This is a genomic window from Streptomyces sp. NPDC051664, assembly GCF_044453545.1.
Taxonomy (GTDB): Bacteria; Actinomycetota; Actinomycetes; order Streptomycetales; family Streptomycetaceae; genus Streptomyces.
This window is the reverse complement of the sequence record NZ_JBITCU010000003.1, coordinates 1-24,476: the sequence shown is the minus strand read 5'-3', so window position 1 is coordinate 24,476 and position 24,476 is coordinate 1. Positions and strand designations below refer to the sequence as shown.

The window sequence follows — 24,476 nt, the reverse complement described above, 5'->3', positions numbered from 1 at the left end:
CGTGTAACAGGGGTTAGCCGCACCGCGGCCTGCGGCATACCCCGGAGCATGACCCAGAACACCCCACCCTCCCCCTGTCACTTCCGCCTCCCCGTCGGCGAACGGCAACGCGTGCTGTCCGTCGAGCAGTTGAAGACACTCGGCGTGTCCCCCGCGCGGGCTGCCGCACAGTGCCGGGCCGGTGGCCCTTGGCAGCAGCCGTTGCCCGGCGTGTATGTGCTGCACCCGGGGCCGCCCACCGGCGAGGAGCGGCTGCGGTCCGCCCTGCTCTACGTCGGGCGGCGGCGTACCGTCCCCGCGCAGGGCGGCGCGGGGCGGGTGACCGGGTACGGCGAGGCCATGGTCACCGGCCCGGCCGCGCTCGCCCTCCACGGGTTCTCTCTCGTACGGCCGATGAGTTCGCTCGACCGGATCGACGTGCTGGTGCCGCGCGCCCGGCGGCTGCGGTCCGTCCGGTACGTGCACGTGGTGCGGACGACCGAACTGCCCCGCCCCGAGCAGCTCGCCGGCCTGCCGGTGGCCCCCGTGGCACGGGCACTCGCGGATGCGATCACCGGCCTCGGGGACACAGACGCCGTACGGCTGCTGCTCACCGAGGCGGTCCGCGGCGGACACTGCGAACCCGGCGCGGTCGTGAGCGAGCTGAGCCGCAGCAAGTTGCTGGACCGGCCCCACATCGTGAACGCCGTCGACTCGCTGCTCGCCGAGGGGCGGGCGCTGGCGGAGAGGCGACTGTACGACATGGTGCGGACCTATGACCTGCCGGAGCCGCTCTGGAACGTGGACCTGCGGCTGCCCGGCGGCCCCCACCTCGGCGGGGTGGACGCCTACTGGCCCGACCAGGCCGTTGCTGTCGAACTCGACAGCCGCGCACCCCTGCACAGCACGCTCGACGGCGACCGGCGTCAGGAGGAGCACGACGCCGAGTGGTCCGGGTGCGCCGCCGAGCGGGAGCATCTGGAACGGCTCGGGGTCACCGTCGTCCACGTCACGCCGAGGAAGCTGCGCGTCGCGGCGGAGCAGCAGGCGACCGTGGTGCGCACCGCGCTGATGGCGGCGGCCGACCGCGAACCGGCCGCGTATGTGGTCATCCTGCCCCGATGAAAGGGCAGTTATCGACCCTTTCATCCCTCATGGCACATCAGCCCCCCTGGCGGGAGTACGCCATGGCTGCATCTCGCCTCCCTCAACCCTCCACAAACCCACGTCATTTACGAAAGGCTGAGCGGTCATCCGGTACCGAATTCCGGACTTTCTCTTTCACATACAGGGATGCTGATGACCTCCGAATCCCCCAGCTCCATATCCGGGGCGAGACGCGTGGCCCGAGTCGCGGCCGCTGCCGGTCTGGTGGCCGCACTGGCCGCCTCCGGCGCGGCCCCGGTCTTCGCCGCCGACGACCCGGCCGATGCCCCCGTGAAGGCGGCCGCCACGAGCGACAAGCTCGGTACGGCCGACGCCGACGTCCTGACCAAGGCGAAGGCCAAGGGCGAGAAGAACGTCACCATGATGGTCGCCACCGCGCCCGGTGCGACCGAGCAGGTCGCCGAGCAGCTGGACGCCGTGAAGGGGTCCGTGCTGGGTCGTACGTACGACAAGCTCGGCTACGTACGCGCGACCGTCCCGACCGCGACCGCCGAGGCGACCATCAAGGCGGCCTCGAAGCTGACGTCCGTCCACGGCATCGATCTCAAGCAGGAGATCATGCTCGACGACCCGACGCCCGCGGGCGACCGGGCCGCCGGGGCGAAGACGAAGACCACGGGCGACTACCCGGCGCCCGGCAAGAAGACGCCGGCGAAGAACCCGTACAACCCGTCCTTCGAAACGGGTGCGGTCGACTTCGTCCAGCAGCACCCGAAGGCCGACGGCCGCGGCGTGACCATCGGCATCCTGGACTCGGGTGTCGACCTCGGTCACCCGGCGCTCCAGAAGACCAGCACCGGCGAGCGCAAGATCGTCGACTGGGTGACGGCCACCGACCCGGTCAGCGACGGCGACGGTACCTGGCTGCGGATGACCGCCTCGGTGACCGGCCCCGTCTTCACGATCGGTGGCCGCACCTACTCGGCGCCGGCCGGCTCGTACAAGATCCAGCTCTTCTCCGAGGCCGCCACCAAGGGCGGCGACATGGCCGGAGACCTGAACCGGGACGGCGACACCACCGACACCTGGGCCGTGCTCTACGACCCGGTCACCGGTACCACGCGCGTCGACCTGAACAACGACGCCAACTTCTCCAACGACGCCGTCATGAAGCCGTACAAGGAGAAGCACCAGGTCTCCTACTTCGGCACGGACGACCCGCGGACCCAGGTCGTCGAGCGCATCCCGTTCGTCGTCGAGACGCGCAAGGACGTCGTGTACAACGCGGCCGGCGACAAGGCCGACTACGTCAACATCGGTGTCATCGAGAGCGAGCACGGCACCCACGTCGCCGGCATCACCTCCGCCAACGGGCTCTTCGGCGGCAAGATGAACGGCGCCGCGCCCGGCGCGAAGATTGTCTCCTCGCGCGCCTGCACCTGGTCCGGCGGCTGCACCAACATCGCGCTCACCGAGGGCATGATCGACCTCGTCGTGAACCGCGGTGTCGATGTCGTCAACATGTCGATCGGTGGCCTGCCGCCGCTCAACGACGGCAACAACGCCCGCGCCGAGCTGTACAAGCGGCTCATCGACACGTACGGCGTCCAGCTGGTCATCTCGGCCGGCAACGACGGCCCGGGTGTGAACACCATCGGTGACCCCGGCCTCGCCGACCACGTCATCTCCGTCGGCGCGTCCATCTCCAAGGAGACCTGGGCCGCCAACTACGGCTCCAATGTCACCAAGAAGTACGACATGCTGCCGTTCTCGTCCCGTGGTCCGCGTGAGGACGGCGGCTTCGCGCCGATCCTGACCGCACCCGGCGCCTCCATCAACACCACCCAGACCTGGCTGCCCGGCGGCCCGGTCAAGGAGGCGGGCTACTCGCTTCCGGCCGGTTACTCCATGCTGCAGGGCACCTCGATGTCCTCGCCGCAGGCCGCCGGTGCGACCGCGCTGCTGCTGTCCGCCGCGAAGCAGAAGCACATCGAGCTGCCCCCGGCCGACCTGCGTACCGCGCTGACCAGCACCGCGACCCACATCCAGGGTGTGCCCGCGCACGCCCAGGGTTCCGGCCTGATCAACATCGTGGGCGCCTGGAAGCAGATCGAGAAGCAGGGTTCCCCGGCGCACGAGTACTCCGTGAAGGCCCCGGTCGACACGGCGATCGACTTCGCGCTGAAGACCCCCGGCTTCGGCACCGGCCTGTACGACCGCGAGGGCGGCCTGAAGGCCGGCCAGAAGAAGTCGTACGACGTCACGGTCACCCGCACCACGGGCCCGGACAAGGCCGTCGCGCACAAGCTGTCCTGGAAGAACAACGACGGCACCTTCGCGCTGACCGGCAGCAGCACCGTTTCGCTGCCGCTGGGCAAGCCGGTGACCGTCAAGGTTCAGGCGAAGCCGGGCAGCGCGGGCGTGCACAGCGCGATCCTGCAGGTCGATGACGCGAAGACCTCCGGTGTGGATCAGCAGATCCTCGCCACGGTCGTCGTCGCCAAGGACCTGGTGAAGCCCGCCTACGCGTTCGCGGCGTCCGGCTCGGTGCAGCGCAACGGCACCACGTCGTACTTCGTGAACGTGCCGGAGGGCTCCAAGACCCTTGAGGTCGCGATGAGCGCGCTGCGCTCGGGCAGCCAGACCCGCTTCATCTCCATCCACCCTTACGGGGTGGCGGTGGAGGACAGCGGCACGCCGTTCTGCTACCCGAACTACGACAACCCGACCAACACCTGCCGCCCCGACGTGCGCTCGTACGCCGACCCGCAGGCCGGTGTCTGGGAGATCGAGGTCGAGGCACGGCGTACGTCGCCGCTGCTGGACAACCCGTTCAAGCTGGATGTCAGCCTGCTCGGCGCGTCCTTCGACCCGGCCGTGCAGACGCTGCCCGAGGCGAAGGTCGGCACGCCGACCGCGGTGAACTGGACCGTCACCAACTCCGCGGGCGACCTGGCGGGCAAGCTCAAGGGCGGCTCGCTGGGCTCGGCCAAGGTTGCCACCCCGTCGATCAAGACGGGTGACCAGCAGGTCACCACGGTCACCATCGGTGAGGGCGTCGAGAAGCTGGACGTCGCCGTCGGCGGCACCTCGGACGCCAACGCCGACATCGACCTCTACGTGCTCGACGCGGACGGCACCGAGGTCGGTTCGTCCACGAGCGCGGGTGCGGAGGAGTCGGTCAGCCTGGCCGACCCCGCCGCCGGTACGTACACGATCGTCGTGGACGGCTACTCGGTTCCGGCCGGGACCACCACGTACGACTACCGTGACGTGTACTACGCCCCGTCGCTCGGCACGCTCAAGGTCGACGAGTCGAAGGCCGTGAACCTGGCCAGCGGCGCTTCGGCGCAGGTCGGCGCGGACGTCGTGGTCGGGGGCGCGGCTCCCGAGGGACGCCAGTTCTTCGGTGAGGTGCAGCTGGTGAACAGCCGCGGCACCGCGGCGGGCACCGGCAGCGTCGTGATCGAGAAGGTCACGCCGTAACGGTCCGGATGCTGCATCTGTGACACCGGTGGGGCGGGCGCTCGCGGAGCGTCCGCCCCACTGCGCTGTCCGGCCGCCGCCGGTTCCTGTCCGTCTGCCGGACAATGGATTGGACAAGGAAGCCGTGGACATACGCATCATGGAGCGGCAACCGTGCCAGTTCGTACGTTTGAAGGAGTCCCTGTGAAGGTCGGAATCGTCGGCGCCACCGGTCAGGTCGGCACAGTCATGCGCAGGATCCTGGCCGAGCGGAAATTCCCGACCGACCAGCTGCGACTCTTCGCCTCCGCCCGCTCCGCAGGCTCCACGATCGAGTGGCAGGGCCAGGAGATCACCGTCGAGGACGCCTCCACCGCGGACTACACGGGTCTCGACATCGTGCTGTTCTCGGCCGGCGGTGCCACCTCGAAGGCGCTCGCCGAGAAGGTCGCCGCCCAGGGCGCCGTGGTGATCGACAACTCCTCCGCATGGCGCAAGGACCCCGAGGTCCCGCTCGTCGTCTCCGAGGTCAACGCGCACGCGATCAAGAACCGCCCCAAGGGGATCATCGCGAACCCGAACTGCACGACGATGGCCGCGATGCCCGTGCTGCGCCCGCTGCACGACGAGGCCGGTCTCGACGCGCTGGTCGTCACCAGCTATCAGGCGGTCTCCGGCTCCGGTCTGGCCGGCGTCTCCGAGCTGCACGGACAGGCGTCCAAGGTGGTCGCCGACGCCGACAAGCTCACCCACGACGGCGCCGCCGTCGAGTTCCCCGAGCCGGCCGTCTACAAGCGGCCCATCGCCTTCAACGTGCTGCCGCTGGCCGGTTCGATCGTCGACGACGGCTCCTTCGAGACCGACGAGGAGCAGAAGCTCCGCAACGAGTCCCGCAAGATCCTGGAGATCCCGGAGCTCAAGGTATCCGGCACCTGCGTCCGGGTCCCGGTATTCACCGGCCACTCGCTCCAGATCAACGCCCGCTTCGCCCGCCCGATCGGCGTGGAGCGCGCCTACGAGCTGCTCGAGGCTGCCGAGGGCGTCGAACTCTCGGAGATCCCCACGCCGCTCCAGGCGGCCGGCCAGGACGTGTCCTACGTGGGCCGCATCCGGGCCGACGAGACCGTCGAGAACGGTCTGGCGCTCTTCGTCTCCGGCGACAACCTGCGCAAGGGCGCGGCGCTGAACGCCGTGCAGATCGCGGAACTGGTCGCTGCCGAGCTGAACGGCTGACGCCGGTACCTGCGCGAAAGGGCAGCCACCGGTGCTCGGTGGCTGCCCTTTCGCATGCTCCGGAGCAGCGTGAGGGGCCCGGCGTCAGAGGGCGAGGTGACGTCGCAGCGCCGCGTCGATCTCAGCCATGCGCGGGCGCGGGACGGTGCCGATCCGCTTCAGGACACGGTCCGGAGAGACTGCCCGGACCTGCTCGCACTGGACCTTCGAGTCCTTCAGCAGACGGCTCTCGTCAGCCCTGAGGAGGACCTGGAACGTGAGAACACGCGCGATGTTCGATGTCACCGGCACCACGGTGATCACACCTCGGCCGCTGAGCTCCGCCGACTGGTTGGCCGCGTTGTTGGACACGATCACGGCCGGTCTGACCTTGTTGGCCTCACTGCCCCTGGCCGGCTCCAGATCGACCAGATGGATATCGCCCCTACGCATCGGCGATTCCGTCCCCCACCGTGCGGTCCCAGAGCGCGGCGTCCTCGCTCGCGTCCCACTCCTCGAACGCTTCCGTGTACTCCGCCTCGAGTCCGGCGACACGCAGCAGTTCGATGGCGGCGTGTATCACGGCGGACCGGGAGTCCGCGTCGGTCTTCATGGCGTACTCGTCGACGAAGGCGACATCCTCCTGCGGCAAGCTCACACTGATCTTCATACCGCCAATGCTACCGCAGTAGGCAAACAGTGGCTACTCGGCTTCTCCCGGCGATCGACGTGGAAGGATGACCGGAAACGTCACCATCGAAGGAGATGACCGCGTGCCTGGCACGAATCTGACCCGCGAAGAGGCACAGGAGCGGGCGCGCCTGCTGACCGTGGACGCGTACGAGATCGATCTCGACCTCTCCGGAGCGCAGGAGGGCGGCACCTACCGGTCCGTGACCACTGTCCGCTTCGACTCCGCCGAAGCCGGTGCGGAGACCTTCATCGACCTGGTCGCCCCGGCCGTGCACGAGGTCGAGCTCAACGGCAAGACCCTGGACGTCGCCGCCGTCTTCCGCGACTCGCGGATCGCGCTGTCGCACCTGCACGCAGGCTCCAACGTGCTGCGGGTGGTCGCGGACTGCGCCTACACCAACACCGGCGAGGGTCTGCACCGGTTCGTCGACCAGGTCGACCAGCAGGCGTACCTGTACACGCAGTTCGAGGTCCCGGACGCGCGCCGGGTCTTCGCGAGCTTCGAACAGCCTGACCTGAAGGCGACCTTCCAGTTCACCGTGAAGGCGCCGGCGGGCTGGACGGTCATCTCGAACTCCCCCACACCGGAGCCCAAGGACGACGTCTGGGTCTTCGAGCCGACGCCGCGCATCTCGACGTACATCACGGCCCTGATCGTCGGCCCGTACCACGCGGTGCACAGCAGCTACGAGAAGGACGGCCAGTCCGTTCCGCTCGGCATCTACTGCCGCCCGTCGCTCGCCGAGTTCCTCGACGCGGACGCGATCTTCGACGTCACGCGGCAGGGCTTCGACTGGTTCCAGGAGAAGTTCGACTACGCGTACCCGTTCGCGAAGTACGACCAGCTGTTCGTCCCGGAGTTCAACGCGGGCGCGATGGAGAACGCGGGCGCGGTCACCATCCGCGACCAGTACGTGTTCCGTTCGAAGGTGACGGACGCGGCGTACGAGACGCGGGCCGAGACGATCCTGCACGAGCTGGCCCACATGTGGTTCGGCGACCTCGTCACCATGGAGTGGTGGAACGACCTGTGGCTGAACGAGTCGTTCGCCACGTACACCTCGATCGCCTGCCAGGCGTACGCGGAGGGCTCGAAGTGGCCGCACTCCTGGACGACGTTCGCCAACTCCATGAAGACGTGGGCGTACCGCCAGGACCAGCTGCCGTCGACGCACCCGATCATGGCGGACATCCGTGACCTGGACGATGTCCTGGTCAACTTCGACGGCATCACGTACGCCAAGGGCGCCTCGGTCCTGAAGCAGCTCGTGGCGTACGTCGGGATGGACGAGTTCTTCAAGGGCGTCCAGGCGTACTTCAAGGCGCACGCGTTCGGGAACACCCGCCTGTCCGACCTGCTGGGCGCGCTGGAGGAGACCTCCGGCCGCGACCTCAAGACCTGGTCGAAGGCGTGGCTGGAGACGGCCGGCATCAACATCCTGCGCCCGGAGGTCACCACCGACGGGAACGGTCACGTCACCTCGTTCACCGTCCTCCAGGAGGCCCCGGCGCTGCCCGCCGGCGCCAAGGGCGAGCCGACGCTGCGCCCGCACCGGATCGCGATCGGCTGCTACGACCTCGACGGGGACGGAAAGCTGGTCCGCACGAACCGGATCGAGCTGGACGTCGACGGCGAGCGTACCGAGGTGCCGTTCCCGGCGGGCACCGCCCGTCCGGCGGTCATCCTGCTCAACGACGACGACCTGTCGTACGCGAAGGTCCGGCTCGACGAGGAGTCGCTGCGGGTCGTCACCGAGCACCTCGGCGACTTCACCGAGTCGCTGCCGCGCGCCCTGTGCTGGGCCTCCGCCTGGGACATGACCCGCGACGGCGAACTGGCAACGCGTGACTACCTCTCGCTCGTCCTGTCCGGCATCGGCAAGGAGTCGGACATCGGCGTCGTCCAGTCGCTGCACCGCCAGGTGAAGCTGGCCGTGGACCTGTACGCGGCGCCGGAGTTCCGCGAGGCGGGCCTGACCCAGTGGACGGAGGCGACGCTCGCGCACCTGCGCGCCGCGGAGCCGGCCGGCGACCACCAGCTGGCCTGGGCCCGCGCCTTCGCGGCGACGGCCCGCACCCCTGTCCAGCTGGACCTGCTCCGGGCGCTGCTGGACGGCGCGGAGGCGGTCGAGGGCCTCGCCGTCGACACCGAGCTGCGCTGGGCGTTCGTGGAGCGGCTGGCCGCGGTCGGCCTGCTGGACGAGGACGAGATCGCCGCCGAGTACGAGCGCGACAAGACGGCCGCGGGCGAGCGTCACGCGGCGACGGCCCGCGCGGCGCGCCCGTCGGCCGAGGCGAAGGCGGAGGCCTGGGCCTCCGTCGTCGAGTCCGACAAGCTCCCGAACTCCCTCCAGGAGGCGGTCATCGGCGGCTTCGTCCAGACCGACCAGCGCGAACTGCTGGCCCCGTACACCGAGAAGTTCTTCGCAGCGGTGAGGGACGTCTGGGACTCGCGGAGCCACGAGATGGCCCAGCAGATCGCCGTCGGCCTCTACCCGGCGCTCCAGGTCTCGCAGGAGACCCTGGACGCGACGGACGCCTGGCTGGACTCGGCGGAGCCGAGCGCGGCACTGCGCCGGCTGGTCTCCGAGTCGCGGGCAGGCGTGGAGCGCGCGCTGAAGGCCCAGGCGGCGGACGCGGCCGCGGCAACCGCGTAGCGTCTGCCCCCGAGCAGAGGGGTGCCCCGGACCGTCCGCACGGTCCGGGGCATTCCTGTTCCGCAGCCGTTCGCCGGGCGGCGGCAACAGGGATTACACGCCCGACTCCTCGTAGCGGGCCGCCAGTTCGGCGGCGCCCCGTTCCGTGAGTGTGCCGTGCAGGCGCATGCGGGCCACCCCGCCGTCCGGGAAGGCGTCGAGGCGGACGTGGGTGACCACCGCCTGTGCGTGCAGCGGGAAGCGGTGGAGGGTGTCGGGCTGGAGCTTGGTGCGGGGGATGATTTCGAACCAGTCGCCCGTCTCGCCGTTGTCGCCCTGCAGGGCGATCCAGCCGGCCGCATTGCCCTTGAGGCAGGCCGTGTCGATCTCGACCGCGCGGACCGCCCCCTGGGCGACCAGGCGGAAGCGGACCCAGTCGTTCGTGTCGCGGACACGACGGCGACGGTTCTCCCAGCCGTCGTCCATCTTGCGGGAGGTGCCGGGCAGGATGATCTGGGTGGGTGAGGAGTAGAAGCGGTCCGAGGCGTCCTCGTACGCGCCGCCGTTGAGGACCGCGATCAGGTCGATCGTGCCGAGGGCCGTCAGCCAGGCGGGGTCGGGGACCACCTCGCCGTGGACGCGGAGGCGGGAGACGCCGCCGTCGGGGTGCTGGCAGAGGCGGATGTGGGTGTAGCGGCGGCCGCCGGTGATCTCGAAGCCGTTGGCGGCGTGGCCGCGTACGGCGGTCGGCGGGACGATCTCCTCCCACTTCACGTCGTCGGCAAGGAGTTCCGAGGGGCTGGGTGAGCCCTCGACCGATGTCGCCTGCACCGAGACGCGCTGCGGATAGTTGCCGCGGAAGTGGGCGGTGTCGACGACGATGCCGCGGATGATGCCGGGGGCACCGAGCCGGACGAGGGCCCAGTCGTGGTCCTCGGGGGCCGGGAAGGGGTGTGCTGCGTCGATGCCGCGGCGGCGCCGGGTCTCCCAGCCGTCCATGATCTTGCCCTTGTGCCCGAAGCGCTCGGGGTCGAACACGGCGCGTTCGCGGTTCAACAGGTTCTCGCGCTCGGCGAAGAACTCGTCGTTCGCAGCGACCACGCCCGCGCCCAGGCGGCGGTCGGCGAGGTCCACCAGGTCGGTGAAGGGGAAGTCGCCGGCGCGGTAGTCGGCGTACGGGTCGCCCCCGCCGTACGGGGCCGCGTCATTGGCGTGAGGGTCGTTGTCCTTGGCAGGGTTGTCGTTCACGTCGGAGGTCATGTACGGAACTGTCGTTCCGAATGACCCATCAGGTCCATCGAAAGTTTTCGTACGATTCTTTCAGTTCAATTAAATGGTTCCGCGCGGGCCGCACTGACCTGCTGAAGCGCGGCCAGGACCCGGGCCACCGCCGGCCCGCCCTCCGCACCCTGCCGTACGGCAGCGACCACATGGCGCCGGGGCAGGTCCGCCTCCAGAACACGCATCACCACACCCTTACGGCGTTCCGTCGACGCCATCCGCGGGATCAGCGCTACACCCATGCCCGCTTCGACCATGGCAAGGATCGCGGTCCACCCGGAGGCGCTGTGCGCCTGTACCGGCACGAACCCGGCGGCCTCGCACGCGGCCGTGGTGATCTCCGACCAGGGGCCCGAGCCGCCGAAGATCCACGGCTCGGCGGCGAGGCCGGCCAGCCGCAGCCCAGGGGCGTCCGCCAGCCGGTGTCCGGCAGGGAGGGCGACATCGAGCGGGTCGGCGAGCAGCGGGAGGAGGGTGAAGCGCGGGTCGTGGGCGGTCGGTGCGTGCGCGGCGAGGGAGAGCGCGAGATCGACGTCGCCGGCCGACAGGAGTTCGTACGCCTCCGCGGCCTCCGCCTCCCGTACCCGCACGGACGGTCCCGGCCGGTCGTCGGCGCGCAGGAGCCGGACCGCCGGTACCACGAGGGCGGGCACGGCCGTCGAGAACGCCCCGACCCGCACCTCCCCCGCCTCGCCCCGCAGATACCCCGTCAACTCCGCGTCGGCGCGTTCCAGTTGGGCGAAGACCGCTTCGGCGTGGCGGAGTACGAGATGCGCGGCGTCGGTGAGCCGGACCCGGCGGCCCTGGGCCTCCAGCAGGGGTACGCCGAGCTGCTTGGCCAGGTTGGAGAGCTGCTGGGACACCGCCGAGGGGGTCATCAGCAGCGCCTCGGCCGTTGCCGTGACGGTCCCGCGCTCGCTCAGCACGCGCAGGATCCTGAGCTTCTTGATGTCCCACTCGGTCATGTCCGAACATTAGCCGCCGGGGCAGACCCGGCCCGTCCGGCAGCGGAACGCGGAGCAGGGCGCCTCGAAGTGCTCACACACTTCGAGGCGCCCTGAAAAAGCGCTGGTGGAACTACGCGGACCCGGCGCCGCGCAGCGGGAGAGTCAGGCCTGCTTCTTGGACTTGTCCAGGAGCATGACCAGGCCCACGATGATCACGAACAGGGCGATGGGTGCCACGACGTAGAGGCCGATCGTGTCCATCACGCTCAGGCCGGTGCCCGGGTCGTCACCGTCGTCACGGGTCAGCGCAAGCGCGGGGGACGACATGAGCAGCATCATCAGCGTCGTACCGGCCGCCACGGCGCCGGCGCGCATTGCGTTCTTCTTGTCCACGGTGCAAACGTAGCGAACGACTAGGAGCGGCGCGCGCCCGGGGGTGCCGTATGAGGTTTCGACTGTTCTTTCGGTTGTCTGTCCACCGGCTTCAGTACCTCCATCAGGTGGTGCAGACGCGGCGACGACGCCAGCTCCTCCAGAGTGACCGGGTGGCCTTCCGCATCCGCGACGGGCAGCCGCCAGTTGGGGTACTGGTCCCAGGTGCCGGGCAGATTCTGCGGGCGGCGGTCGCCGACCGTGTCCGGGAGCCAGACGCCGACCATGCGGGCAGGGGTGCGCAGCAGGAAGCGGTGGACGGCGCGGACCGCCCCCTCCTCGTCGCCCTCGCCCTCCGGCAGCATGCCGAGCCGGGCGAGCAGGCCGAGCCACGTGGCGGTGTCGGTGGCGTCCTCGGCCTGTTCCTGCTCCAGGGAGTGGGTGAGCAGTCCCAGGCGGTGGCGGAGTGTCACATGGTCGCCGGTCAGCCGGGCGGCGGTGGACGGCAGGTCGTGGGTGGTGGCGGTGGCGAGGCAGCCTTCCCGCCAGCGCTCCGGGGGCAGCGGGCGGCCGGTGCCGGTCCAGTCGCGCTCGAACCAGAGCACGGAGGTGCCGAGCACTCCGCGCCGGGCGAGGGCCTCGCGTACGCCCGGTTCGACCGTGCCGAGGTCCTCCCCTATGACGACCGCACCGGCCCGGTGCGCCTCCAGGACGAGGACGGCGAGCATCGCCTCGGCGTCGTGGCTGACGTACGTGCCCTGGGTGGGCGGTCTTCCCTCGGGGACCCACCAGAGCCGGAACAGGCCCATGACGTGGTCGATGCGCAGGGCGCCGGCGTGGGCGAGGAGGCCGCGCAGCAGCCCGCGGTACGGGGCGTAGCCGGAGGCGGCGAGGACGTCGGGGCGCCACGGGGGCAGCCCCCAGTCCTGACCACGCGCGTTGAAGGCGTCCGGGGGCGCGCCGACCGACATGCCGTGCGCGAAGGCGTCCTGCTGGGCCCAGGCGTCGGCGCCGCCGGGGTGCACGCCGACGGCGAGGTCGTGGACGATGCCGACGGCCATCCCGGCATCCCGCGCGACACTCTGGGCCGCGGCGAGCTGGTTGTCGGTCAGCCAGGCGAGCCGGCAGTGGAAGTCCACCCGGTCGAGCAGCTCGGCACGTGCGCGGGTGACCAGCGGGGAGCGGGGGTCGCGCAGTGCGGACGGCCAGGCGTGCCAGTCTGAGCCGTGCACCTCCGCGAGGGCGCACCACAGGGCATGGTCCTCCAGGGCCTGCCCCTGGGCGGCGAGGAAGTCGCAGTACGCGGCACGCCGGCCGGGGGTCAGCGGCACCTCCCGTACGAGTTCGAGAGCCTGACGCTTGAGCTCCCAGACGGCGTCCCGGTCGATCAGCGCGCCCTTGTTCAGCACGGTGTCGCTCAGTGTTTCGGCGCTCTGCCGCAGGTCGTCGAGGGCGGCCCGGTCCGGTACGTGCCCGTACTCCGGGATCGACTCGACGTGCAGATGGACGGGGTCGGGGAAGCGACGCGAGGACGGTCGGTACGGCGACGGGTCGGTGGGTGCACCTGGCACGGCGGCGTGCAGCGGGTTGACCTGTACGAACCCGGCGCCGAGGGTCCGCCCCGACCAGGCGGCGAGATCGGCGAGGTCACCGAGGTCGCCCATGCCCCAGGAGCGGCCGGAGAGCAGGGAGTAGAGCTGGACGAGGAAGCCGTGGGTGCGCCGCGGCGGCTGGGGCACCCGGGCCGGGGCGACGATCAGGGTGGTGGTCATGGTGCGGCCGTCCTGGGCACGGACGGTCAACCGGTGCACCCCGAGCGGAGGTTCGGTCCACCAGGCGGGGCTCGGCGTGGGTGCACCGGGAGCGGAACCGGTACTGCCGGTTCCGACAGCCGTCCCGACGGGGGCCGTCCCAGGGGGCGCCACCTCAAGGGCGGCCGCTTCGAAGGCTCGGGCGGAGCCCGCTCCGGAGACCGGGCCGTCGGCGGCACCGACGACCGTGCCCGCCTTCGCCGAAACGGCCGGATCCGGTCGTCCGCTCGGCACCCGCATCCGCGGCACGGGAGGCGGACCGGCCGCATCCTCGGGCTCGATCTCCAGCGTCGTGCCGGGCCGCAGCGTGGTCAGGGCGGCCGGCAGCGGCTCCCCGGTCCACACCACCAGCGTGGGCGGGAGCAGCCGGGAGGCGGCCACCGCCTCGGCGGCGGCAAGCGATTCCTGCACCGCTTCAGGGGTGGCGGCGTCCACGCCGAGCGCGGCGAGCACGGCGATGACCGTGTCGTCGGGGACGGACACCGTGACATCCGCGGACGGCGCGTAGGAGGTGGCGACGCCGTGCAGTGCGGCGAGCCGGGACAAGCCCATTCAGACTCCTGGGGACTCCGTGCCCCGCGCAGCGCCGGGGGCGGTCGGCTCGCTGGTCAGTGGGGCGATGACGGCGAGCGGCGGCTCGCTGGTCAGGGGTGCGGCATCGGCGAGCGGCGGCTCACTCGTCAGTGGTATGGCGTCGGCGAACGCGGGCTCACCGGTCAACGGTCCGGGCCCCGGCACCTGTTTGGACAGTGCGGAGAGCAGAAGCTGCGCGGCAGCGGGCATGGTGGCCTCCTGGCCGTGGAGAACTGGACACAGCAGGCCTACCCAGCGGACACAGCCGCAGACATAGGCGTTACGACAACGAGTTCAACGTGCTCCGGGTCACATTCCGTTCCCCAGCGGCCAGTTACCCGCAAGTTGTCCGCCCTATTCGGCCATTTGACGCCATCTCTGCTGCGGCCCGCCGGTCTCCCCCCGCGCCCCGCCCCATCCGCCACAACGGGCAAATGCGGCACAACGGCCCCACGCATTGACACCCTCGCGCGTGGGGTGGTGGGCTCGGAGCCCATCGGTGGGAGCGAGGGAGTTCGGCATGCGGCTCAGGCACAGAAAGCACGCGACGGCCGTCGCTGTCGCCGTGCTCGGCGGACTGCTCTCCACCGGGACCCCGGCCGCCTTCGCCGCGCCGTCGGACCCCGGCTCCCCCGCCGTCACCACCCCCGACCGTACGGACGAGGACGCGCTGCCCACCGTGTGGCCGCGGCCACAGGCCATCAAGGCGTCCGGGACGGCCGTACCGCTCTCCACCGAGGTGACCCTCGTCGCCGGAGCGCACGCCGATCCGTACGCCGTCGACGCCGCCAGGCAGGTGCTGCGCGACGCGGGCGTGCGGACCGTGCACGAGACGCTGCCGGGACGCGGGCCGGTCATCCGGCTCGGCGGCAACGGCGCGCAGGACGCCCTGCGCACGCTGCGCGCCCCCGAGCGCGCCGATCTGCCGTCCGGCGGCTACCGGATCGCGGTCGGCACGGTCGCGGGCCGCTCCACCGTCGCCCTGGACGGTGTCGGCGACGACGGCCTGTTCCACGCCGTGCAGACGCTGCGTCAGCTGGTCCGGAACGGGAGCGTCGCCGGGGTCACCGTGCGGGACTGGCCGGGCACCGCCGTACGCGGAATGACCGAGGGGTTCTACGGGCAGCCGTGGACCCGCGAGGAGCGGCTCGCGCAGATCGACTTCATGGGGCGTACGAAGCAGAACCGGTACCTCTACGCGGCGGGTGACGACCCGTACCGGCAGGCTCGCTGGCGTGATCCGTACCCCGCCGAGCGGCGCGCCGACTTCCGGGCGCTGGCCGAACGGGCCCGCGCCCGGCATGTGACGCTCGGCTGGGCGGTCGCCCCCGGCCAGGCGATGTGCATGTCCTCCGACGGCGATGTGAAGGCGCTGACCCGGAAGATCGACGCGATGTGGGCGCTGGGCGTGCGCGTCTTCCAGCTCCAGTTCCAGGACGTCAGCTACAGCGAATGGCACTGCGACAACGACGCCGCCACGTTCGGCCGCGGCCCGGAGGCGGCGGCGAGGGCGCAGGCGCGGGTCGCGAGCGAGGTCGCCCGGCATCTCGCGCAGCGGCATCCGGGATCGGGGCCGCTGTCGGTGATGCCGACGGAGTTCTACCAGGACGGGGCCACGGACTACCGGACCGCGCTCGCCAAGGAGCTGGACGGCCGGGTGCAGATCGCCTGGACCGGGGTCGGCGTCGTACCGCGGACCATCACCGGACGGGAACTGGCCGGTGCGCGCGCCACGTTCCGGCATCCGCTCGTCACGATGGACAACTACCCGGTCAACGACTACGCGCAGGACCGTATCTTCCTCGGCCCGTACACCGGCCGGGACCCCGCGGTCGCGATGGGCTCGGCGGCGCTGCTCGCCAATGCGATGGAGCAGCCGTCCGCGTCCCGCATCCCGCTGTTCACCGCCGCCGACTTCGCCTGGAACCCGAAGGGTTACCTGCCGCAGGAGTCCTGGCAGGCGGCGATCGACGATCTGGCGGGCGACGACGCGGGGGCTCGGGAGGCGCTGCGTGCGCTGGCCCGGAACAGTGCGACGTCCGTGCTGGGCGGCGACGAGTCGGCGTACCTGCAGCCGCTCCTCGCCGCGTTCTGGAAGTCCCGTACGACGACGAACGCGACGACGCAGGCGGACGCGGCGCGCGAGCTGCGGGCCGCCTTCACGGTGATGCGCCAGGCACCGCAGCGGCTGAAGGGCCCGGCGGACGGGCGGCTCGACGACGAAGTGCGTCCGTGGACCGAGCAGTTGGCCAGGTACGGCCGGGCGGGCGAGCTCGCCGTCGATCTGCTGCAGGCCCAGGCGCGCGGCGACGGCGCGGCCGCGTGGAAGGCGTCGCTGGCGCTGGAGCCGCTGCGGAAGGCCACCGGGGCGAGCGGTGCGACGGTCGGCAAGGGTGTCCTCGAACCGTTCCTGGACCGGGTGCGCAAGGAGGCCGACGCGTGGACCGGCGCGGACCGGGACGCCGGCACGGTGACCCAGGCCCCGGGCAGCTATACGGTCCGGCTGGAACGCGCGCGCCCGATGGGGGCCGTGACCGCGATGACCGTTCCCGGGGTGGGGGCGGACGCGACGCTGCAGGCCCATGTGCCGGGCGAGGGCTGGCGCAGCCTCGGCCCGATGTCGCGGACCGGCTGGACCCAGACCGCGGCCGGGGGCCTCAGAACCGACGCGATCCGGCTGATCTGGCCCACGAGCTCCTTGGCGACGGCCCCGGGCACGAGTGCGGGCACGCTTCCGCCGATCGTCTCCGGAACCGTTGCCGCCCCCGAAGCCCCCCGGGTACACGCCCTCGTGCCGTGGTTCGGCGACGAACCCGCCGCCTGGCTCGATCTCGTACGCGGCGAGACCGACGCGGAGATCGGCGGCAGGCCGCAGCGGGTCCAGGCACGGCTCGCCGCCCGCCGCCCCGCCGCGGTGCGCGGCGCACTCACCGCGAAGGCCCCGAAGGGCATCAAGGTGTCCGTCCCCGGACGGACGACGGTGCCGCGCGGGTCCCGTACCGACGTCCCGGTGGAGATCACGGTCCCGGCGAACACCCCGGCCGGCGAGTACGAGGTGCCCTTCAGATTCGGTGGCGAGGAGAGCACCCTCACCGTCCGGGCCTACCCGCGCACCTCCGGCCCCGACCTGGTCCGCACCGCCACCGCCTCCTCGTCCGGCGACGAGACCCCGGACTTCCCGGCCACGGCCGCCTCCGACGGCGATCCCACCACCCGCTGGTCGTCCCCGGCCGAGGACGGCGCCTGGTGGCAGGCGGAGCTGGCTGAGCCCGCCAGGATCGGCCAGGTGGTGCTGCAGTGGCAGGACGCATACGCCTCCCGCTACCGCGTTCAGGTCTCCGCGGACGGCCGCACCTGGCGTACGGCGGCGACCGTCCGGGACGGCAAGGGCGGCCGCGAGTCCGTCCGGATGGATGCCAAGGACACCCGCTTCCTCAGAATTCAGGGCGACGGCCGAGGCACCGAGTTCGGCTACTCGCTCTGGTCGGTGGAGGCGTACGCCGTCGCGGAGCAGAGCGACTGAGCCGCCCGGGGCAACCGGCCCCACCGGGGGCTGTCCCGGGCCTTTGCCGTACCCGGGGCTGCCCCAAGGACGACAAAGGCCCGGGTCTCAGGCTGAAATGCCGTCGATCCGGGCCATTGCATCGTCCGCGCCGAACGGTTGCAGGTACGGCAGCCATCGCGGGTCCCTGTGACCCGTCCCGATGATGCGCCACGCGAGGCCGGTCGGCGGCGCGGGCTGTTGGTGCAGCCGCCAGCCGAGCTCCGGCAGATGGCGGTCGGCCTTGACATGGTTGCAGCGGCGGCAGGCCGCCACCACGTTGTCCCAGGCGTGCTGGCCACCACGGCTGCGTGGAATGACATGGTCGACGCTGGTCGCGGCGGCGCCGCAGTACATGCAGCGGCCGCCGTCCCTGGCGAAGAGCGCTCGGCGGGTGAGTGGAACGGGCCCCCGGTAGGGGACCCGTACGAACCGCTTCAGGCGGACGACGCTGGGTGCCGGTACAGCACGGGTGGCACTGTGCATGAAGGCGCCGGACTCCTCGAGGCAGATGGCCTTGTTCTCGAGGACGAGGACGAGCGCGCGGCGGAGCGGTACGACGCCGAGCGGCTCGTACGACGCATTGAGAACCAGGACATGCGGCACGGTTGATGCCTCCTTGTACGCCGGCGGCGCGTGGCTCGCGCCGGGACGATCCGATCTCAGTCTCTCCTCCTGCCTGGTGGAAGCGCCACCACGTGCGAGTAACGGGCCGGAGGGATTTTCCCCGGCCCGCTGTCGCGCGCACCGCCCGAAGACCCCGGATCAGGCGCTTCGGGGCCGCCGCCGCGGCGGCTCCGGCCCGGTGTGCGATCGGCCACACCCGGCCCGGCGCCCTGATTCGGCTCCGGCCCCCACCCCTTCTGTATCCCCGGCCCAGACGGGTCTCTCCCCTCCGTCACGGCAACGGAGCACTCCGGATGCCCCGTTAGTGTGGTTGGTCAGCCCTCGCCCATATGGAGGTTCCGCCGTGTCTCTGTCCGCGCTGTTGGCCGCTGCCCCGTCACCCGAGCCGGGCGGCTCGCTGGACGAAGCCGCCAAGCAGGCCGGCGATGCCGCGGGCTGGGTGGAGGAGAACTGGTCCACCTGGCTGAACACCGGTCTGCGCATCCTTCTCATCGCGGCGATCGCGATCGTGTTGCGCATCGCGATCCGTCGTGCCCTCAGCAAGCTCATAGAGCGGATGAACCGCAGCGCCCAGGCCGTCGAGGGCACCGCGCTCGGCGGGCTGCTGGTCAATGCGGAGCGGCGCCGTCAGCGCTCCGAGGCCATCGGGTCCGTACTCCGGTCGGTCGCGTCGTTCCTGATCCTCGGTACGGCCGGCCTGATGATCCTGGGCGCGTTCCAGATCGATCTGGCCCCGCTGCTCGCCTCCGCCGGTGTCGCCGGTGTGGCGCTCGGCTTCGGCGCTCGCAACCTCGTCACCGACTTCCTCTCCGGCGTCTTCATGATCCTGGAGGACCAGTACGGCGTCGGCGACACCATCGACGCGGGTGTCGCCTCCGGCGAGGTCATCGAGGTCGGGCTGCGGGTCACCAAGCTGCGCGGTGACAATGGCGAGATCTGGTACGTCCGCAACGGCGAGGTGAAGCGGATCGGCAACCTCAGCCAGGGCTGGTCGACCGCCGGGATCGACGTGCAGGTACGCCCCACGGAGGATCTCGACCGGGTACGTACGGTGATCACCGAGGCCGCCGCGAGGATGGCCAAGGAGGACCCGTGGAGCGAGCGCCTGTGGGGTCCGGTGGAGATCCTCGGCCTGGACTCCGTGCTCCTCGACTCGATGACGGTCCGGGTGACGGCGAAGACTATGCCGGGCAAGTCCCTGGGCGTGGAGCGCGAGCTGCGCTGGCGGATCAAGGGGGCCTTCGACGAGGCGGGCATCCGGATGGTCGGCGGCGTACCGGCGCAGCCGGACGAGGCGTCTGCGGCGGACCCGACGGCCGCAATGGCCGCCCCGTCGGCGTACGCGTCGGCGACGTCGCCGCAGTCCCTGGCCACGTCGCCGATCACCCCGCCGTCGAACCTGGGCAAGTAGGACCCCGCGGCCAAGGGCGTCCGGCCCGGCCCGTAAGGAGCCGGGCCGGGCGCCCTTCGGCGTGAAAGCGGCTTGACCGGGCCGCGCAGCTTGGCGTGATTGCGGCTTGACCGGCCCTCCAGGTAACGCTTTGGTTGCCAGCGAAGCCCTGACCATTGACGGGCAGGTGACGTGCGCCATACCGTCCTCTCATCGAATAGGAAAGTTTCCTAACAGAGGCAGGTGCTCATGGCCGGAACAACTCCGGGTACCCCCCGCGTCCTGCGGGCCATGAACGACCGGGCCGCCCTCGACCTGCTGCTGGAGCACGGCCCCCTCTCCCGGACCAGGATCGGCAAGCTGACGGGCCTCTCCAAGCCCACCGCCTCGCAGCTGCTGGCCCGACTGGAGGCGGCCGGTCTGGTCGTCGCCACCGGCACCGTCGCGGGACGGCCGGGGCCCAACGCGCAGCTGTACGCGGTGAACGCCCGGGCCGCCCATGTCGCCGGGCTCGATGTGAACGCCCAGCGGATCGTCGCCGCCGTCGCCGATGTGACCGGTGAGACGGTCGGCGAGTTCGAGCTGCGCACCCCCGGCCGGCGCGCCGACAGCGTGGTGCGGCAGGTGACCGAGGCGCTGGACGGCGCGGTCAAGCACGCGGGACTCACCCGCGCCGAGGTGCACCGGGTGGTCATCGGCACACCGGGCGCCTTCGACCCCGGCACCGGACGGCTGCGGTACGCCTCCCACCTGCCCGGCTGGCACTCCCCCACGCTGCTCGACGAGCTGGCCGCGTTCCTGCCGATGCCGGTCGAGTACGAGAACGATGTGAACCTCGTCGCCGTGGCCGAGCAGCGGCTCGGGGCGGCCCGTGGACACGACGACTTCGTCCTGCTGTGGAACGAGGAGGGGCTCGGCGCCGCCCTCGTCATCAACGGACGGCTGCACCGCGGCTTCACCGGCGGCGCCGGTGAGGTCGGCTTCCTGCCGGTGCCCGGCGCCCCGCTGGTCCGCCAGGTCACCAAGGCGAACTCGGGCGGCTTCCAGGAACTGGCGGGTGCGCAGGTGCTGTCCCGGCTGGCCGGGCAGCTCGGCATAGACGACGAGCTGAGCCGAGCGGACGGCACCCACCATGAGGTCGCGGCCGGTCTGATCGCCCGGGCCGCCGAGGCCGCGGAGCGCGGCGAGGACGGCCCGTACCCTCGGCTCCTCGATCTGTTCGCCACCGGGCTCGCGACCGGTCTGGCCTCCATGGTCGCCGTGCTCGACCCCGAACTCGTTGTGCTCTCGGGCGAGTTGATCACGGTCGGCGGAGAACCGCTGCGCGAGCGGGTACAGGCGGAACTCGCCGAGCTGGCGGCCTCCCGGCCCCGGCTGATCACCGGCGCCGTGACCCACCGGCCCGTACTGCGCGGGGCGCTGGAGAGCGCCCTCGCCACGACCCGCGACGAAGTCTTCGACACCTCACGCTGATCCCCCGCCGCGGCCGTCCGCACGCGGACCCGCACCTTTACAGACCCGCACGTTCGCAGTCCCAGCCTCTTCCCCGTCCCAACCCATCGGGAGACACTGCCATGTCCGGAAACCGCCGGAAGACGGCCGCCGCGCTCGCCGCGACCGTCGCGATATCCCTCTTCGCCTCTGCCTGTACCGGTCAGAGCAGCAACGGCGCCAGTGATGATCCGTCCAAGGAGACGACCATCAACTTCTGGCACGGCTGGAGTGCCCCGGGTGAGGTCAAGGCCATTCAGGCCACCGTCGACGCCTTCGAGAAGGCACACCCGAACATCCATGTGAAGGTCGTCGGAAACATGACCGACGACAAGATCAACCAGGCTCTGCGGGCGGGCGGTTCCAAGGCCCCCGACGTGGTCTCCTCGTTCACCACGAACAATGTGGGCAAATTCTGCTCGTCCAAGGCCTTCGTCGATCTGAATTCCTTCCTGAAGAAGGACGGGATCGACCCCGACAAGACGTTCCCGAAGGCGATGAACGAGTACACCCAGTACGACGGCGTGCGCTGCACGCTGCCGCTGCTCGGTGACGCGTACGGGCTGTACTACAACAAGGACGCGTTCAAGGCCGCCGGGATCACCGCCCCGCCGAAGACCTGGTCGGAACTGGCCGAGGACGCCAAGAAGCTGACGAAGAGCAAGGGCGACTCGTACGAGCAGCTCGGCTTCATGCCGAACTACCACGGCTACGAGTCGACGACCGAGCACTACCTCGGCGGCTGGAACCCGACGTACTTCGACGCAGACGGCAAGTCGAACATCGCCGAGGACCCGGCCTTCGCGTCCATGCTCACCACGCAGAAGAAGCTGGTCGACGACCTGGGCGGCTACGCGAAGCTGGAGAAGTACCGCACCTCGTTCGGTGACGAGTGGGGCGCCAAGCACCCGTTCCACACCGGCCAGGTGGCCATGCAGCTGGACGGTGAGTGGCGGCTCGGCATGGCCGTGGACACCAAGCCGAAGTTCGAGATCGGGGTGGCCCCGATGCCCGTCGCCGACGACGAGGCCGACACGTACGGCAAGGGCTACCTGACGGGCACCATCGCCGGTATCGCGTCCACCTCCACCCAGCAGAACGCGGCGTGGGAGCTGGTGAAGTTCATGACGACCGACACCGACGCGGTGGTCGCCTTCGCCAACGCCATTCACAATGTGCCGTCGACCATGGCGGCCCTGAAGTCGCCGAAGCTGAAGTACGACCCGCGGTTCAAGACCTTCCTGGACATCGCCGCGAACCCCGACAGCACCACCACCCCGCCCTCGGTGAACGGCGGCGCGTACCTGGTGTCCCTGCAGAACCTCGGCTTCGACATCGAGAAGGGCAAGCAGACGGACATCAAGGCGGGTCTGGAGAAGACCGCCAAGGAGATCGACGCAGCCATCGCACAGGCGAAGTAGCACCGCGATGACCACGTACACACTCCGTTCGAAGCGCCGCACGGCGGCCCTTCGAACGGCGGCCTTCATGTCGCCGTGGCTGATCGGGTTCTGCGTCTTCTTCGCCTACCCGCTGATCTCCACGCTCTATTTCTCCTTCACCCACTACGACGGTTTCGCAGCACCGGAGTTCAACGGGCTGAAGAACTGGTCGTACGTCTTCAACGACTACCCGCTGTTCTGGCCCGCTCTGCGGAACACCCTGTGGCTGGTCGTGGTGATGGTCAGCTGCCGGGTCGTCTTCGGTCTCGGCGTCGGCCTGCTGATCACCAGGATCAAGACGGGTACGGGTGTCTTCCGCACCCTGTTCTACCTGCCGTATCTGGCTCCGCCGGTCGCGGCGACCCTGGGTTTCGTCTTCCTGCTCAACCCGGGTACGGGGCCGGTCAATTCGATCCTCGGTGATCTGGGGCTGCCCACGCCGGGCTGGTTCACCGACGCCGCCTGGTCCAAGCCGGCCCTGACCGCGCTCGCGGTGTGGGGGGTGGGCGACCTGATGGTGATCTTCATGGCCGCGCTGCTCGACGTACCGAAGGAGCAGTACGAGGCGGCGGAGCTCGACGGGGCGACCTCGTTCCAGCGGTTCCGCTTCGTCACGCTGCCGAACATCTCGCCGATCGTGATGTTCGCCGTGGTCACCGGGATCATCCAGACGATGCAGTACTACACCCAGCCACTCGTGGCGGGAAAAGTCGCCTCGGGTGTGATGGGCGGCTCCGGGCAGCAGTTCGAACCGGGCTATCCCGACAAGTCGACACTGACGCTTCCGCAGCTCGTCTACAACCTCGGCTTCCAGCGTTTCGACTACGGGTCCGCCTGTGTGGTCGCGCTCGTTCTCTTCGTACTCGCCATGGCGTTCACCGCACTGCTGATGCGGCGCCGCAGCGGGCTGATCCAGGCAGGTGAGTGACGTGGCGCAGGCTCTCGACACCTTCAAGGCCGCCGACCCGTCCGCCGGGCCGGTCACCCCGGCCGAGCGCGTCGCACGCCGCAAGGCGCTGCTGAACTGGATCGCCGTGCACACGCTCGGCATCGCGGCCGCGCTCTTCTTCGTGCTGCCGTTCGTCTTCCTGTTCCTCACCTCGCTGATGAGCGACCAGCAGGCGCTGACCCGCGATCTGTGGCCGCACCCCTTCGAGTGGAGCAACTACCGCAGGGTGTTCGACACCCCGGGATTCCTGACCTGGTGGAAGAACACCTTGCTGTACGCGGGGCTCGGCACCGTCCTCACGGTCGTGTCGTCGCTGCCCGTGGCCTACGCGCTCGCCAAGTTCCGCTTCCGCGGCCGGCAGCTGTCGCTGATGCTCGTCATCTCGATGATGATGCTGCCGCCGCAGGTCGTCGTCATCCCGATGTACCTGTTCTGGGCGAAGCAACTGGACATGTCCGGGACGCTCTGGCCGCTGATCATCCCGATGGCCTTCGGTGACGCGTTCTCCATCTTCCTGCTGCGGCAGTTCCTGCTGACCATCCCGAACGAGTACCTCGATGCGGCGAAGGTCGACGGCTGCGGCGAACTGCGCACCCTGCTGAAGGTCGTGGTGCCGATGGCCAGGCCGGGCATCGCCGCCGTCGCGCTGTTCCAGTTCTTCTACGCCTGGAACGACTACTTCGGGCCGCAGATCTACGCCTCCGAGAACCCGGCCGCCTGGACGCTCAGTTACGGACTGGAGTCCTTCAAGGGCGCACACCACACCGACTGGAACCTGACCATGGCCGCGACCGCACTGGTCATGGCCCCCGTGATCCTCGTCTTCTTCTTCGCTCAGAAGGCTTTCGTCGAGGGCGTCACACTGACCGGAGTAAAGGGCTGACCTATGAAGCTCGCAGTAGTTGGTGGCGGGTCCACCTACACCCCTGAACTGATCGACGGCTTCGCCCGGCTGCGGGA

Annotated in this window: 18 protein-coding genes; 10 read left to right on the top strand and 8 right to left on the bottom strand. The window is 70.3% G+C overall.

Annotated features, from left to right (window positions below; translation table 11 throughout):
- Nucleotides 1-48: 48 nt before the first annotated feature.
- The 3 genes from ACIA8E_RS06215 (at nt 49) to ACIA8E_RS06205 (ending at nt 5,784) form a co-directional block, all read left to right on the top strand.
- A complete protein-coding gene (locus ACIA8E_RS06215) occupies nt 49-1,104 on the top strand; it encodes a hypothetical protein (protein ID WP_399295117.1) in 1,056 nt (351 codons plus the stop codon).
- Between the two features lie 168 nt (nt 1,105-1,272).
- Nucleotides 1,273-4,572: a S8 family serine peptidase gene (locus ACIA8E_RS06210; protein WP_399295115.1), complete on the top strand. Its 3,300-nt coding sequence runs from the start codon at nt 1,273-1,275 to the stop codon at nt 4,570-4,572.
- 183 nt (nt 4,573-4,755) lie between these two features.
- A complete protein-coding gene (locus ACIA8E_RS06205) occupies nt 4,756-5,784 on the top strand; it encodes an aspartate-semialdehyde dehydrogenase (protein WP_399295113.1) in 1,029 nt (342 codons plus the stop codon).
- An 84-nt stretch (nt 5,785-5,868) separates the two neighbouring features.
- Here ACIA8E_RS06205 and ACIA8E_RS06200 read toward each other — a convergent pair whose 3' ends face one another.
- Both ACIA8E_RS06200 and ACIA8E_RS06195 read right to left on the bottom strand, forming a co-directional pair.
- Complete coding sequence (locus tag ACIA8E_RS06200; RefSeq protein WP_093774296.1) at nt 5,869-6,216, bottom strand: type II toxin-antitoxin system PemK/MazF family toxin; 348 nt, start codon at nt 6,214-6,216, stop codon at nt 5,869-5,871.
- Nucleotides 6,209-6,433, bottom strand: a complete 225-nt coding sequence (locus ACIA8E_RS06195; RefSeq protein ID WP_030921349.1) for a ribbon-helix-helix domain-containing protein — start codon at nt 6,431-6,433, stop codon at nt 6,209-6,211. Before ACIA8E_RS06195 ends, ACIA8E_RS06200 begins: the two co-directional genes overlap by 8 nt.
- A 103-nt stretch (nt 6,434-6,536) precedes the next feature.
- On the opposite strand from ACIA8E_RS06195, the gene pepN reads away from it, so the two are divergent.
- Complete coding sequence (gene pepN, locus ACIA8E_RS06190; protein WP_399295111.1) at nt 6,537-9,113, top strand: aminopeptidase N; 2,577 nt, start codon at nt 6,537-6,539, stop codon at nt 9,111-9,113.
- A 93-nt stretch (nt 9,114-9,206) separates the two neighbouring features.
- Here pepN and alc read toward each other — a convergent pair whose 3' ends face one another.
- From alc to ACIA8E_RS06165, 5 genes are all read right to left on the bottom strand, one after another.
- Complete coding sequence (alc, locus tag ACIA8E_RS06185) at nt 9,207-10,352, bottom strand: allantoicase (RefSeq protein WP_399295109.1); 1,146 nt, start codon at nt 10,350-10,352, stop codon at nt 9,207-9,209.
- A 65-nt stretch (nt 10,353-10,417) separates the two neighbouring features.
- The gene (locus tag ACIA8E_RS06180) at nt 10,418-11,338 is read right to left on the bottom strand and encodes a LysR substrate-binding domain-containing protein (RefSeq protein ID WP_399295107.1); all 921 of its coding nucleotides are present in this window, start codon (nt 11,336-11,338) and stop codon (nt 10,418-10,420) included.
- A gap of 144 nt (nt 11,339-11,482) precedes the next feature.
- A complete protein-coding gene (locus ACIA8E_RS06175) occupies nt 11,483-11,713 on the bottom strand; it encodes a hypothetical protein (RefSeq protein WP_352299626.1) in 231 nt (76 codons plus the stop codon).
- A 20-nt stretch (nt 11,714-11,733) separates the two neighbouring features.
- A complete protein-coding gene (gene malQ / locus ACIA8E_RS06170) occupies nt 11,734-14,055 on the bottom strand; it encodes a 4-alpha-glucanotransferase (RefSeq protein ID WP_399295105.1) in 2,322 nt (773 codons plus the stop codon).
- Entirely contained in the window at nt 14,056-14,286 is a 231-nt protein-coding gene (locus ACIA8E_RS06165; protein WP_030970019.1) for a hypothetical protein, read from the bottom strand.
- 310 nt (nt 14,287-14,596) lie between these two features.
- Between ACIA8E_RS06165 and ACIA8E_RS06160 the strand changes: the two genes are divergently transcribed.
- A complete protein-coding gene (locus ACIA8E_RS06160; protein ID WP_399295103.1) occupies nt 14,597-17,599 on the top strand; it encodes a beta-N-acetylglucosaminidase domain-containing protein in 3,003 nt (1,000 codons plus the stop codon).
- 87 nt (nt 17,600-17,686) lie between these two features.
- Here the strand turns inward: ACIA8E_RS06160 and ACIA8E_RS06155 are convergent, their stop codons facing one another.
- Nucleotides 17,687-18,223: an HNH endonuclease gene (locus ACIA8E_RS06155; RefSeq protein WP_018552807.1), complete on the bottom strand. Its 537-nt coding sequence runs from the start codon at nt 18,221-18,223 to the stop codon at nt 17,687-17,689.
- 364 nt (nt 18,224-18,587) lie between these two features.
- Between ACIA8E_RS06155 and ACIA8E_RS06150 the strand changes: the two genes are divergently transcribed.
- The 5 genes from ACIA8E_RS06150 to ACIA8E_RS06130 all read left to right on the top strand — a co-directional run bounded on the left by ACIA8E_RS06150 (nt 18,588) and on the right by ACIA8E_RS06130 (nt 24,399).
- Nucleotides 18,588-19,655, top strand: coding sequence for a mechanosensitive ion channel family protein (locus tag ACIA8E_RS06150; protein WP_399295101.1), 1,068 nt, complete (start codon nt 18,588-18,590; stop codon nt 19,653-19,655).
- Nucleotides 19,656-19,883: 228 nt separating this feature from the next.
- A complete protein-coding gene (locus tag ACIA8E_RS06145) occupies nt 19,884-21,107 on the top strand; it encodes an ROK family protein (protein ID WP_399295100.1) in 1,224 nt (407 codons plus the stop codon).
- A 101-nt stretch (nt 21,108-21,208) separates the two neighbouring features.
- On the top strand, nt 21,209-22,546 hold the full coding sequence (locus ACIA8E_RS06140; protein WP_399295098.1) for an ABC transporter substrate-binding protein: 1,338 nt from the start codon (nt 21,209-21,211) through the stop codon (nt 22,544-22,546).
- A 7-nt stretch (nt 22,547-22,553) separates the two neighbouring features.
- Complete coding sequence (locus tag ACIA8E_RS06135; protein ID WP_399295096.1) at nt 22,554-23,495, top strand: carbohydrate ABC transporter permease; 942 nt, start codon at nt 22,554-22,556, stop codon at nt 23,493-23,495.
- 1 nt (nt 23,496) lies between these two features.
- Entirely contained in the window at nt 23,497-24,399 is a 903-nt protein-coding gene (locus ACIA8E_RS06130) for a carbohydrate ABC transporter permease (RefSeq protein WP_399295094.1), read from the top strand.
- The last annotated feature ends 77 nt before the right edge of the window (nt 24,400-24,476 follow it).

Excerpts from the sequence above, each read along its gene's own strand:
- ACIA8E_RS06210 (WP_399295115.1), top strand. The coding sequence starts at position 1,273 with ATGCTGATGACCTCCGAATCCCCCAGCTCCATATCCGGGGCGAGACGC.
- ACIA8E_RS06180 (WP_399295107.1), bottom strand. The coding sequence starts at position 11,338 with ATGACCGAGTGGGACATCAAGAAGCTCAGGATCCTGCGCGTGCTGAGC.
- ACIA8E_RS06195 (WP_030921349.1), bottom strand. The coding sequence starts at position 6,433 with ATGAAGATCAGTGTGAGCTTGCCGCAGGAGGATGTCGCCTTCGTCGAC.
- alc (WP_399295109.1), bottom strand. The coding sequence starts at position 10,352 with ATGACCTCCGACGTGAACGACAACCCTGCCAAGGACAACGACCCTCAC.
- ACIA8E_RS06215 (WP_399295117.1), top strand. The coding sequence starts at position 49 with ATGACCCAGAACACCCCACCCTCCCCCTGTCACTTCCGCCTCCCCGTC.
- ACIA8E_RS06160 (WP_399295103.1), top strand. The coding sequence starts at position 14,597 with ATGCGGCTCAGGCACAGAAAGCACGCGACGGCCGTCGCTGTCGCCGTG.
- malQ (WP_399295105.1), bottom strand. The coding sequence starts at position 14,055 with ATGGGCTTGTCCCGGCTCGCCGCACTGCACGGCGTCGCCACCTCCTAC.
- ACIA8E_RS06145 (WP_399295100.1), top strand. The coding sequence starts at position 19,884 with ATGGCCGGAACAACTCCGGGTACCCCCCGCGTCCTGCGGGCCATGAAC.
- ACIA8E_RS06135 (WP_399295096.1), top strand. The coding sequence starts at position 22,554 with ATGACCACGTACACACTCCGTTCGAAGCGCCGCACGGCGGCCCTTCGA.
- ACIA8E_RS06200 (WP_093774296.1), bottom strand. The coding sequence starts at position 6,216 with ATGCGTAGGGGCGATATCCATCTGGTCGATCTGGAGCCGGCCAGGGGC.
- ACIA8E_RS06165 (WP_030970019.1), bottom strand. The coding sequence starts at position 14,286 with ATGCCCGCTGCCGCGCAGCTTCTGCTCTCCGCACTGTCCAAACAGGTG.
- ACIA8E_RS06140 (WP_399295098.1), top strand. The coding sequence starts at position 21,209 with ATGTCCGGAAACCGCCGGAAGACGGCCGCCGCGCTCGCCGCGACCGTC.